An 11,691-nucleotide genomic window follows, 5' to 3' on the forward strand; every position below is an offset into this window, starting at 1 on the left:
ATCTCCCCGGCCCATTCCCCCTGCATGCTCACAAGACTGGCCCCGGACCAGCCGGTCCGGGGCCAGAACGCAAAAGATTTTCAGCAGTCTTCTAGGCTGGCGCGCTTGGACGCCGGGGCGGCCGCCGTCACGGGAGCCGCTCCGGCAGTGCCGGATCCGCGCAGTACCCGGGCGACGAGCGCACCCGGGAAGACACCGGCCGCACCCCGTGCGAACGGCAACGCCCTCGTCGACGGGAACGCGGTGGCGGGGGCCGGCCCGGCACGGTGACGCCGGGTCGGCGGCGACGGCCGTCTGCCGCGGGGCATCCCCCGCGGCAGACGGCGGCGAGCACCTCTTTCGGTGTCCGGGAACGCGCCGGCGCCGCGCCCCGGTCAGTCCGCGCAACGCTCGCCCGGGGCCGGCCGCCGCACACCACCGAGGAAGGCGGACCGGCATTCCCCCGGACGCCGGCTGCCCCGCTACCCCCAGCACACGACGGCTCGTCAGACCTGCGCGCCGGGCGTGGCGAGGATCTGGTCGAAGACGGCCGTGAGCGTGGCCAGCGGGTCGTGGGCCGCCTTGGCCGAGCGAAAGGCGATGTAGCCGTCGGGCCGGACCAGGAGCGCGCCTTGCGCCGAGATCCCGCGGTGGCGCTGCCAGGTCAGGCGGATGTCGATGAGATCGACCCTGCCGAGGCCCACTCGTGCGCTGCGCAGTGGGATCCCCCGTACCTGTGCGAGCTTCTCCGCCACGTCGATCCAGGCCTGACCGTCCTCGCCCGTGATGAGCGCGAAGTGCCCGCCGTGGATCAGGGAGCGGAGCGCGAGCCGCTCGTTGGAGCGTTCGACCCAGGCATGCGGCAGCGGATGGCCGGGCCTGGTGCTGGGCGTGTACAGGCGGACCTCGTCGGCGGACACCGGTGCCGGGGAGCCGTCGCCGACGACCGCAGCGGAGTCGTAGGTGTAGCCGAAGTCGGTGTTGTGCTGGCGGAACTCCAACGGCCTGGTGACGAGCCACTCGTTGAACGCATGACGCCGCCCGGCGGCACCGGGAAGGTCGTCGTCCCAGAACAGGCGCAGCGCCGCCCAGTTCTCCTCGGCGCTCTTGTCCGTCGACAGCCCCAGCGACGAGGCCATCTCGTCCTGGCCGGCGACAGCGTTGACCGCGGTCTCGATGTTCTTCATGTTGACCGGTCGCCGCTCGGCCGTGTAGGTGTCCAGCAGCGCGTCCCCGGCCCGCCCTGCCAGCACGGCGGTGAGCTTCCAGCACAGGTTGTAGGCGTCCTGGACCGCGCTGTTCAGACCGAGGCCGTCCGAGGGGGGCAGACGGTGCGCCGCGTCGCCCAGCAGGAAAACCCGGCCGGCCCGGAAGTCGTCGACCAGGAACCGCTCCAAATGCCACTCACTCACCGCGAGGATCTCCGCGTCCATACCGAGAATTCCCAGGGCCTCACGTGCCCAGCGCAGCATTTCCTCCGGACGTGACTCGTCGACATCCGGCCGGGAAACGGCGAGCAGCCACTCCTTCGAGTGCCGGCCCCACTGATCGGGGCCCTGAGGGACGAGCACGGCGCCGTATTGCAGGTGCTCCGGGTGGTTCGGATTGAACACCCAGGTGAGAAGGGCGTCGTCGCCGGGCAGGTGCTGCGACAGATCCATGGACAGGTAGAGGCTGGTCAGTTTCCGGAACCGGTCGTGCATGGTGACCTTGACACCGGCGAGTTCGCCCACCGTGCGTCCGGCGTCCGCACCCAGGACGTAGGAGGATCGGACGGTGTACGTCTCGCCGGTGCCCCTGTCCAGAATGGTGGAGGTCATGCCCTCAGAGTCCTGTTCCACAGCGACCAGTTCATGATGGAACCGGACGGTCGCCTCGGGGTAGCTCTCGGCATGTGCCTTGAGGATGGGCTCCGGGCGCAGCAGGGAGAGGTTGGTGGCTGCCTCGGGGCTCGCGGCGGCGTACTCCGGGTCGGCGCCTGCACCACCCCACGCTTCCACGAATCCCAGAAGGCGGCCGTGCCCGTCCTCGGGCCCGTCGCCTGCCAGTCCGGAATACCAGCCGACGCCCCTCATGTTCGCCGGGGGCGTGCTTCTGGCTCGAGCAATGCTCAGGACTTGTGGATGGGTTCCGGGAGGGCGTGCGAAGGGCGTACCTTCCCGAATGATCCTGTGATGGTCACCGAGTAGGCCCGCGTTCGCAGCGCGGGTCGGGAAGGCACGCCCGTGCTCGAACGCCGACAGCTCGACCGAGACCGGCTCCCTGATCGACGAGATTGTCCGCGAGGGCGCCCGCCGGATGCTGGCCGCCGCCTTGGAGGCCGAAGTCAACCAGTACATAGCCGAGTTGGCGAGCGAGACCGACGAGCGGGGGCGTCGGTTGGTGGTCCGCAACGGCCATCACCGGCCCCGGACCGTGGTCACCGCAGCCGGGCCGGTCGAGGTCACCGCGCCTCGGGTGAACGACCGCCGAGTGGACGAGGCCACCGGTGAGCGGAAGCGGTTCTCGTCGAAGATCCTTGCGCCGTGGTGCCGCAAGTCGCCCAAGGTCAGTGAGGTGCTGCCGCTGCTCTACCTGCACGGACTGTCCTCCGGGGACTTCTTGCCGGCGCTGGAGCAGTTCCTCGGCTCGGCCGCCGGGCTGTCGTCGGCAACCGTGACCCGGCTGACGAAACAGTGGGGCGACGACCACGCCGCCTTCCAGGCCCGTGACCTGTCCGACCGGGACTTCGTCTACGTGTGGGCGGACGGGGTGCACCCCAAGGTCCGGCTCGGGCAGGCGCACTCATGCGTCCTGGTCCTGCTCGGGGTGCGCGTCGACGGCACGAAGGAACTGATCGCGATCGCGGAGGGGCTGCGTGAGTCCACGGACTCGTGGGCCGACCTGCTGCGCGACTGCCGCCGGCGCGGCATGCGCGACCCGGAGCTCGTGGTCGGTGACGGCGCGATGGGGCTGTGGCGGGCCCTGGCCGAGGTCTTCCCCGCAGCCAGGCATCAGAGGTGTTGGGTTCACAAGGCTCGAAATGTCACGAACGCCCTGCCGAAGTCCGCGCAGCCGGGCGCGACGAAGGCAATGCAGGAGATCTACAACGCCGAGGATCGTGCGCACGCCGAGAAGGCAATCGACGCGTTCGCGAAGACCTATGGGCAGAAGTGGCCCAAGGCCGTCGCGAAGATCGTCGACGACCGGGAGGAGCTGCTGGCGTTCTACGACTTCCCGGCCGAGCACTGGATCCATCTGCGGACCACAAATCCGATCGAGTCCACGTTTTCCACGGTCAAGCTCCGCACCAAGGTCACTCGCGGCGCCGGCAGCCCAGCCGCGGCCCTCGCCATGGTGTTCAAGCTCGTGGAATCCGCCCAGGCCCGCTGGCGCGCGATCACCGGCGCACACCTGGTCCCGCTGGTCCGCGCGGGCGCGAGGTTCGAGAACGGCCAGCTCGTGGAGCGAAACGAGGTCGCGGCCTGATGACCGCCCTGGATCCCCTCACCGACGAGGAACTGGACGAACTCGACGAGCTGGCAGGGGCCGCGACTCCGGGCCCGTGGTTCGTCCGCAACCTCGATGATGCCGACGCCATGAGCCTTGTCGCCGTGAGCACCGTGGCCGACACCGGCCTCGGCGAGCGGTGGCCGGGCTTCGACCATCGCGAGATCGTGGCGGCGACCCTCATCCAACAGCCCCGCTACGTCGATGCCGTCGATGAGCGATGGGACCAGAACGCGCACTTCATCGAGCCGGCCGTGGCGGTCTCGACGCCCTCGCCCGGTCAGCAGTACTGAGAACGGCAGGCCCTTCCCGCGCGCGGTCGGACTCGCGCGCGGGCTCGGACACCCCGTATCACCCAGTCGGGGCGGGCACCTCCCACCGGCGTCGCCGGGGCACCGTCGCGGCTGCTGGTCCCGAGGGTGCACTCCGCCCGGCCGCACCGGCCGTTGCGACGCGTGCGCGGTGGAAGCGGTCGAGGCCGGGGCGACACAGCAGCCAGGGTCGGCCGCGGCCGCGGCCGAGACCGAGACGGCGGCGCTGGGGCCGCGCGGTGACGCGCCGGGCGGAGGAAGGGCGCGACGGCTCGCTTGACCGGGTGGCCGTACGGTCGCCGCTTTGACACGTCACGACCGGTCGTCTACCTTCGAAATAGGCGACCGGTCGTCTTTGATCGGTTCACCACTCCTCTGGTCCCCCACCTCGACACGAACGGAGATCGCCGATCATGGCTACCCCGGTGAAGCTCGCAATCGTCTACTACTCCTCCACCGGCACCATCGCGGAGATCGCCAAGGAACTGCGTGACGCCGGCATCAAGGCCGGCGCCGAGGTCCGGCTCGTGAAGGCGGGGGAACTGGCTCCGCAGGCCGCCATCGACTCCAACCCCGCCTGGGCCGCCCATCACGCCGCCAGCGCGGACATCCCCGAGGCCACCCCCGCGGACGTCGAGTGGGCCGACGCCGTCATCTTCGGCACGCCCACCCGCTTTGGCAACGTCTCGTCCCAACTGAAGCAGTTCATCGACACCCTCGGCGGTCTCTGGGCGGAGGGCAAACTCGCCGACAAGGTCTACAGCGGCTTCGTCTCCACGGCCACGGCTCACGCCGGCCACGAAGCCACCCTTCACTCCCTCTACACGTCGATCCACCACTTCGGCGGCATCACCGTCACCCCGGGCTTCACCGACCCGGCCAAGTTCGTCGACGGCAACCCCTACGGCACCTCGCACACGGACGGCCAGGGCAGCAACCCCGTCGACGACACCACTCGCACCGCCGCCCGCATCCAGGCCGAGCGTGTCGTCAAGATGGCCACGAAGCTCAAGGCGGCGGCCGAAGCGGAGTCCGGCGCCGAGGAGGAGCGTCCGCGCCGCTGGTGGCAGCGCCGCCGCCGGTGACGCTGCGTGTCACCGTCCCCGAACCCCTCACGGCCGAAGGATCGCGGAGCCCGTTGCGCGCGGCCCCGCCGCGAGCCTGAGGGTCGCCGAGCAGGTCCGCCGACTGCCCTGCGGCCCTCGGGTCGCCACGTCGTCAAGCCGCTCGGGGAAGCTGCCCAGGCCGGCTGGGACCTGCGACGAGGCTGGTCACCGATCCGCATGCCGAGACCACTGATCCACATCTGAGAACGGCTGGCGTCGCCGCAGGCCTGCACGCCGACCCGGTGTCATTGGTGTGCCCGCACCTCGACCGCTCACGCTGCCGAGCGCCCCGCCGCGCAGTTGTCGACTGCACGGCCCTTGCTGCGGACGAGCCCCTCAGAAAGCGGATACCGGACATACTGATGAGTTTCTGCTGAACGAAGCGGCCCCCGACGACCCGGACTGGAACGAGCGCGGCGCGCTCTACGTGCCGGCCGGTGAGGGGCCGACCGTACGGGCCGCGGCCGACATCTACACGGTCAAGGCCACGGGGTGTGGTGATCACCGGCGGTCGGGTGACCCAGGGGCCATGCGGGGCGTCGGCGGGGGAGTACCGGACGGGCGTGCGCGGACGAGTGAGGGACCTGCCGTCGCCCGCGGGGGCTGTGCGCGGCCCGTGGCCTCGCCGCACCCGGTCACGGGTGCGGGCAACGACTTCCTTCGAACGCTGGATCGCAACTGATGAGCAAGATACGCCTCACCCAACGCCGTATCACGGCCATGTCGCGCCCTTCCTCACCCTGGCTTCCGAGCTGACGAAACGCGGCCATGAGAGCGTTTTCTACACCGGCTCCGAGTTCAAGAAGCAGGTGGTCAAGACCGGAGCGCACTACGTTCCCTATCCGGCGGACGCGGACGCCGTGAACCTCGATTTCCCTGCGACCTTCGCGGAGCGCAAGCACCTCTCGCCGGCGGACCGGGTGGCCTTCGACTTCAAGCACGTCTTCGGTGATCCGGCGCCCCTCCACGACCGGCGGCTGCGCGAGATCCTCGTCGAGTTCCCGGCCACCACCGTGATCGGTGAGTCGTCGTCCTTCGGGATGCTGCCCATCGCCCTGCGCGCCCCCCGCACCGAACGCCCTCTGCTCGTGAGTCTGGGCATCGCACCCCCCTCATGGAAACGTCGACACCGCCCCCTTCGGGCCGGGTCTCCCGCCGCCGACCACGGACGCGGAGCGTGCGCGCGGTACGAGACCCTGCGGTCGGAGGCACGGAAATCGCTGGCCGACGTCCAGCTTCATTACGAGAAGATCTTCCCATCGATGGGGGTGACCCTCCCGGGCTACGTCCTCAACTGCATGGTTTCGGTGCCCGACCAGTACTTGCAGCTGACGATCCCCTCCTTCGAGTACCCCCGCAGCGACGCCCCGGTACCGGCTTCCACTGCATCGGCGCACTGCCCGCCGACGGCGGCTCCTCCTACCGACTGCCGGACTGGTGGGACGCACTCACCACGCGGCCCGTGGTCGTAGTGACGCAGGGCACGGCGGAGAATCTCGACCTGCCGCAACTCATCGTCCCCACCCTGCACGCCCTGTCGGACATGGACGTCACGGTGGTCGCCGCGACCGCCCGTCCCGACGGCCCGGACATGGTGCGAGCGGAGATGGTCACGATTCCGGACAACGTTCACCTGGCCGGCTTCGTGCCTTTCGGCCGGCTGCTCCCGCTGAGCAGCCCGCTGATCACCAACGCCGGATAGGGCGGCGTGCAGACCGCGCTCCGTCATGGTGTCCCCGTCCTCGCGGCGGGCGCCACGGAGGACAAGCCCGAAGTGGCCGCGCGCGTCGCGTGGAGCGGCATCGGCGTCAACCTGGGCAGCGCGCGCCCCGGAGTACCGGCCATCCGCAAGGCCGCCCAGGAGGTGCTGGGCGACCCGGCATACGCGGCGCGCGCCCAGGACCTCAAGGCCGAGTATGCGCGCCACCGCCCCCTGGACGCCATCATGGAGGTCATCGAGGCGCAGGGGAGTCCTGGCGAACTGGCGCACGGCGGGCAGTGAGGCCTGAACGCCCCTGGCCCGGAACGGTGTTGCCCTGTCCGGCACGCCGGGCCGGGCCGTGACCGGCCTGCTGACGGGACGTCGGACGGGCTGGGGTCCGGACGACGTCGCTCCTGTCGCCACCGTCCGCGGACCCCGGAGCCACCGGCAGCCACGGGCGCGGGCACACGCCCCGTTCCTGGCAGTCCCCGAGCCGGCCCGACCGGTCATCGCGTGGCTCTCGCCACCGCCGTCGACGTCTTCCGTGCGAAGCACCCACTTGAGGACACCATGACCAGCGCAGCCACCCGCCCAGGTGTCAGACGACGCACCCTCCGCCTCTGCCGCCGGACTGGTGGCCACGATAGGGCAGATCGGTTACGCGCTGGGCATCGTCGCCATCGTGCCGCTCGCCGGACCGCCGCCGTCAGGGGCCCATGGGGAACCTTCTCACGCGGTGGCCGCGCGGCCCGCGAGCGGCGCGGCCTCGAGCAGCGCGGCGGCGGCGCGGGCGGTCCTTGCGGCGGAGGATCACGGTCCATGCGCGCCGACTGCCCGGCGCCGTCGTACAGCAGTTGCAGCTGATGGGCCAGCGTCTCCGGGTCGGCGTACCCGGACGCGGTGGCCAGTTCTCCGAACAGGTCGCGCAGCCAGGTGCGGTAGGTGCCCGCGGCCCGCCGGACGGCACTGTCCTCCGGGGTCTCGGCGGTGGCCCGCACGAACGCGCAGCGTTGTACTCGGGATCCGTGAACGCCTCGCCCAGCGCGTCGAAGACTCCGAGCAGCTTTTCCCGCGGGGTCCGGGAGCCCGTCAGGGTCTGGGTGATCCGATCGCGCATCCGTACGTAACGGAGTTCGAGGTAGGCGCAGACGAGGGCTTCCTTGCTCCCGAAGGTGTTGTAGAGGGACGCCTTGGCCACACCCGCGTGTGCGATGACACGGTCGATGCCGACGGACTGCACACCTTCGTTGTAGAAGAGTTCGTTCGCTGCCAGGAGCAGACGTTCGCGTGCGGATGTTCCGGCCGCGGGTCGGGCCGCCATGACCACCACCCTCTCTCCGCAGACAGACCTGTCTATTCTACTCGGCCGTCCGGCCGTCACCGCTGGGAGCGGTCTGCCAGAGTCGGCTCGGCGGTCCCCGTCTCCCCCCGGACCACGGCCACCCGCTCCGCGCGCCGGCCGTGCAGCAGCAGGCCGGTCAGAGCCGCGAGGGCCAGCAGGACGACGGCGGCGCCGTACTCTCTCGATGTCTGGATCAGGCCGCCGCCGTGCACGACGAGTACGCCAGCGATGACGGCGGGCACACCGAGGCCCGCGTAGCAGATGACGTACAGCAGGGACAGGACGCCGGCCCGCTCGTGCGCCTCGACCTGGGGGACGACCAGCCGGATGCCGCCCTGGAAGCCGCTGCCGAAACCGAAGCCGGATATCGCGCCGCCCATGAAGAACCCGGTCACGGAGGCGGTGCCGCCGGACCCCGAGGCGATGGACACCAGGCTGACCACCACACCGGCGATCAGGGTGCCGACCCCGATCAGCATGACGTTCCGCGTCGCCGCGCCGCGCATCACCACGACGGACAGACCGGCGAAGCCGGCGAGCACGAACAGGGGCAGCCCTCCTCACACCACGGAGGTCGAGTGGACCAGGGTCCGGGTGATGGCAGGTCCCAGAGCGCCGTACAGACCGGTCAGGGCCCACACGGCGAACATCACCGGGGCGGCGATGGCCACCGACGCCCGCGCGGACTTCGGAAGTTTGAACTCGGGGGCCAGACTGGCCAGCGCGCCGGGCTTGCGGCTCACCGTCTCCTTGAGCGCGAGCACGGCCAGAGCCTGCACCACGAACGCGCGGCCGTGGTTCGCGGTCGGGGTCCTTGTGCTTGCCGCCGCGTTCGGCCCACTGGCGGCCGGGGTGGGGCTGAAGGTTGAGCGGCCCGAACTCGTCCATGCAGAAGATGACTTCGGGTTCGCCGGGATCGGGCAGGACCTCGCCGTCGGCGATGGCGTAGAGGTGCTCGACTCGGGCCTTCTTGGCGGCGTAGTCGGGGTCGTTGGAGGCTTTCCAGGTCTTCACGCGTTGAAAGGTGACGCCTTCCTCGCGGAGCAGGATGCGCAGGCCCTCGTGGCTGATGTCGTCGACCACCCCCTCTGCGACCAGGAAGTCGGCCAACTTGACCAGGCTCCAGGTCGAGAACGGCAGGCCGTGCTCGGCCGGCTTGGACTTGGCGATCTTCTTGATCTCGCGGCGCTCGGGCAGTGTGAACGTCCTGGGCCGACCGCCCTTGTAATTGGGGTAGAGCGAGTTGAAGCCGTCAGCGTTGAAGTTGTGGATCAGGTCGCGGACCCGGTCCGGGCTGGTGAACGTCACCGTTGCGATCTTGTCGACGGGCATACTTGCGCGGACAGCAGCACCATCGGGGTCCGCCGCCAGGTCACCACAGAGCCGGTGCCCCGGCGGATGATCCGCAGCAGCCGCTGCCCCTCGTCGTCGATCTCCCGCACCCGCACGCGTTCAGCCATGCGATCATTGTGGCCGTCCGGCCCCGGTGAACACGGCAACCGGACGACGCGTCACAACAGGGCGAACGTTGTCTGATGCGGCACTAGTGTGATGCGCCAGAAATCCTGAGGGTTAGTTCTGCTCTGTTTTATGGCCGGTGGTTCCGACCTTTGTGAGGTAGTCGGCGAGGGAGTTGAGGATCTCGTCGGCTGTCTTGTACTACAGCCTCAGATCTTGTGACTGCTGATCGGTGATGTCGTTGTCTGGTCATGCTGGTTGATGTGGCGCCGGAGCACGTGGAGGGGTGGGCCGAGGAACTGGCCTCGCTCACTGTGGGGTTGGGGTACTTGTTCGCGCGGCCGGAGCCGCGGGAGGTGTTCGCGGACCTGATCGAGGGTCTACTGTCGGACCTCGGCCGCAAGAACGGCTGGACGATGGCCGAGCGGGCCGGGCACGCCACCCCGCACCGGATCCAGAAGTTCCTCGGTGAGGCGTCCTGGGACGCGGACGCGCTGCTGGCCGAGGTAGGACTACATCGCAGGCCGGCTGGGTAATGCGCAGGCCACGCTAGTGCTGGACGACACCCAGGTGATCAAAAAGGGGACGCGGTCGGTCGGGGTGGCTCACCAGCACTGTGGGTCCACCGGGGACGTGGGCAATTGCCAGGTCATGGTGATGCTCACCTACGCGGCAGAGGCCGGGCACACCTTCTTTGACCGGCGCCTGTACCTGCCCGCGGTCTGGGCCGGGGACATGGAGCGCCGCCGGGACGCCGGGGTGCCCGAGGAGATCACCTTCGCCACCAAGCCCGGGCTCGGCATCGAGATGCTGCGCGACGCCCTTGAGCGTGATCTGCCCTTTGCCTGGGTGGCCGCCGACGCCGACTACGGCAAGGACCCCGCCCTGCGCACCTTCCTGCACGCGCGTGCCCTGCCCTACGTGCTGGGCGTACCGGTCACGCTGCCGGTGGCCGGCCCTCCCGGCAAGCCGTACCAGCCCGCCGTGGAGAAGGCCGGCGACCTGCTGCACTACGCGATCGTGCGTGACCGGTGGGAGCGCCGCAGCCAGGGTGAGGGCTCCAAGGGACAGCGGTACTACGACTGGGCCTGGTTCGAGGTGGCCCTGCCTGGCCAGGAGCCCGCCGAGGGCTTCGCCCACCATCTGCTCATCCGCCGCTCCACCGACAAGAAGCAACTCGCTGGCGGGCGTGTGGACTTTGACTACGCCTACTTCCTTGTCCATCACCGCCGCGATGCCGCGCTGGGTGAGGCCGTGTGCCGGGCCGGAGTGCGCTGGAGGATCGAGGAGAACAACGAGCAGGCGAAACAGATCACCGGGCTGGGCCAGTACCAGGTCCGTCGCTGGAACTCCTGGCACCGCCACGTCACCTGCGCGATGCTCGCCCTGGCCTTCCTGACCGTCCAACGCGCCCAGCACTGCGAACACCACGCAGCCGCCCACCACGAACCCGAACAGGGTGATGCGCAGGGAAAAGCCGAACAGGCAAGAGAGACGAGCATCTACCGCTGATCCGCATGACCGTCCCGGCACTCGCCGGCGTGCTCGCCGCCACCGCCCTCGTCGGCCACCACGAACCCGTCTACCACCTGCAGCAGCACCACTGGCGAGCCCTCCATCAGACCCGGGCAACTGTCAGCCACTACAACCGGCGCGGCGACCCGCTGCCCGCCCGCCTCCGCCCCTGGCGACCCCCACCCGACCACAACCGATGACAGCACGAAGAACTGAGGCTGTAGTACAAGCCTGCCAACGAGCGCCGACACACTCTCAACGACCAACCGTGATCGGAACTACAGCTGCCGTGTCTGACACGGCCGAATTCCAGACCTGCTATAAACCATATTCGTGAGCCGAAGCACGACAGTTTCTGATGGTCAGAGTGACAAGAGCGGAGTGACGGGAGGCTGTCACGCTCCGTTCTGTGGGAGCCCGGGGTGAGACTCCCGCGGGCCACCCGACCAGAGGATAATCGACAACGATGCAGACATGAGGGCGGCCCCCGACGACCCTTCAGCGTAGAGAACTGGAAGATCATCAGGGGCCGCACTCGCTGAACACATCGACATCGACGCTAGGCGTAAACCGTCAAACCAGAATTACGCCAGGGCCAGTGCTGCTGGGCGCGCGCGGGACCGGGTTACAGCTCTGTGTGCCACCAGTCCTCAGTCGGATTGACGTTAACCTCGAAGTTTCGTGACGGTCCGCGGACGGAGTCGGTGGACCGTTTTCGTGCCGTGGGCTGAGGGGTGGGCAGGTCGAGGGCCCGAGTGTCGTCTCGGGGTGGCGCCGGGTTCCACTGCT

The 11,691-nt window shown here is 69.4% G+C and carries 10 protein-coding genes and 3 pseudogenes; 8 read left to right on the plus strand and 5 right to left on the minus strand.

The window, feature by feature from the left end:
* Positions 1–485 precede the first annotated feature (485 nt).
* A complete protein-coding gene (locus ACZ7OO_RS43600; RefSeq protein ID WP_471512941.1) occupies positions 486–1,979 on the minus strand; it encodes an FAD-dependent monooxygenase in 1,494 nt (497 codons plus the stop codon).
* 256 nt (positions 1,980–2,235) lie between these two features.
* Between ACZ7OO_RS43600 and ACZ7OO_RS43605 the strand changes: the two are divergent.
* The 6 genes and pseudogenes from ACZ7OO_RS43605 to ACZ7OO_RS43630 all read left to right on the plus strand — a co-directional run.
* Positions 2,236–3,447, plus strand: a pseudogene (locus tag ACZ7OO_RS43605) (IS256 family transposase); the annotation flags it as partial.
* Positions 3,447–3,761, plus strand: coding sequence for a hypothetical protein (locus ACZ7OO_RS43610; protein ID WP_471512942.1), 315 nt, complete (start codon positions 3,447–3,449; stop codon positions 3,759–3,761). The pseudogene ACZ7OO_RS43605 and the gene ACZ7OO_RS43610, both read left to right, overlap by 1 nt.
* Positions 3,762–4,192: 431 nt before the next feature.
* Entirely contained in the window at positions 4,193–4,864 is a 672-nt protein-coding gene (wrbA, locus tag ACZ7OO_RS43615) for an NAD(P)H:quinone oxidoreductase (protein WP_471512943.1), read from the plus strand.
* 662 nt (positions 4,865–5,526) lie between these two features.
* Positions 5,527–6,357 carry a glycosyltransferase family protein gene (locus ACZ7OO_RS43620; RefSeq protein ID WP_471512944.1) on the plus strand — a complete coding sequence of 277 codons (831 nt, stop codon included), beginning with the start codon at positions 5,527–5,529 and terminating at the stop codon, positions 6,355–6,357.
* Positions 6,348–6,587, plus strand: a complete 240-nt coding sequence (locus tag ACZ7OO_RS43625; RefSeq protein ID WP_471512945.1) for a hypothetical protein — start codon at positions 6,348–6,350, stop codon at positions 6,585–6,587. Before ACZ7OO_RS43620 ends, ACZ7OO_RS43625 begins: the two co-directional genes overlap by 10 nt.
* Positions 6,588–6,593: 6 nt before the next feature.
* Positions 6,594–6,887: a glycosyltransferase gene (locus ACZ7OO_RS43630; RefSeq protein ID WP_471512946.1), complete on the plus strand. Its 294-nt coding sequence runs from the start codon at positions 6,594–6,596 to the stop codon at positions 6,885–6,887.
* A 406-nt stretch (positions 6,888–7,293) separates the two neighbouring features.
* On the opposite strand, the gene ACZ7OO_RS43635 is transcribed toward ACZ7OO_RS43630, so the two are convergent.
* The 4 genes and pseudogenes from ACZ7OO_RS43635 to ACZ7OO_RS43650 form a co-directional block, all read right to left on the minus strand.
* Positions 7,294–7,908 (minus strand): TetR/AcrR family transcriptional regulator, encoded by a 615-nt coding sequence (locus ACZ7OO_RS43635; protein WP_471512950.1) that lies wholly within the window; start codon positions 7,906–7,908, stop codon positions 7,294–7,296.
* Between the two features lie 56 nt (positions 7,909–7,964).
* Positions 7,965–8,471 (minus strand): hypothetical protein, encoded by a 507-nt coding sequence (locus ACZ7OO_RS43640; protein WP_471512947.1) that lies wholly within the window; start codon positions 8,469–8,471, stop codon positions 7,965–7,967.
* Positions 8,472–8,489: 18 nt separating this feature from the next.
* Positions 8,490–8,693, minus strand: a complete 204-nt coding sequence (locus tag ACZ7OO_RS43645) for a hypothetical protein (protein ID WP_471512948.1) — start codon at positions 8,691–8,693, stop codon at positions 8,490–8,492.
* 16 nt (positions 8,694–8,709) lie between these two features.
* A pseudogene (locus ACZ7OO_RS43650) lies at positions 8,710–9,389 on the minus strand (helix-turn-helix domain-containing protein); the annotation flags it as partial.
* Between the two features lie 249 nt (positions 9,390–9,638).
* Between ACZ7OO_RS43650 and ACZ7OO_RS43655 the strand changes: the two are divergent.
* Both ACZ7OO_RS43655 and ACZ7OO_RS43660 read left to right on the plus strand, forming a co-directional pair.
* Positions 9,639–10,899: pseudogene (locus ACZ7OO_RS43655) on the plus strand (IS701 family transposase).
* Between the two features lie 5 nt (positions 10,900–10,904).
* Positions 10,905–11,102: a hypothetical protein gene (locus ACZ7OO_RS43660; protein ID WP_471512949.1), complete on the plus strand. Its 198-nt coding sequence runs from the start codon at positions 10,905–10,907 to the stop codon at positions 11,100–11,102.
* Positions 11,103–11,691 lie beyond the last annotated feature (589 nt).

Source organism: Streptomyces sp. NPDC111744 (genome assembly GCF_055634995.1).

Bases quoted from the DNA above. Each gene is read 5' to 3' on its own strand.
- ACZ7OO_RS43610 (WP_471512942.1), top strand. From the start codon at position 3,447: ATGACCGCCCTGGATCCCCTCACCGACGAGGAACTGGACGAACTCGAC.
- wrbA (WP_471512943.1), top strand. From the start codon at position 4,193: ATGGCTACCCCGGTGAAGCTCGCAATCGTCTACTACTCCTCCACCGGC.
- ACZ7OO_RS43635 (WP_471512950.1), bottom strand. From the start codon at position 7,908: ATGGCGGCCCGACCCGCGGCCGGAACATCCGCACGCGAACGTCTGCTC.
- ACZ7OO_RS43660 (WP_471512949.1), top strand. From the start codon at position 10,905: ATGACCGTCCCGGCACTCGCCGGCGTGCTCGCCGCCACCGCCCTCGTC.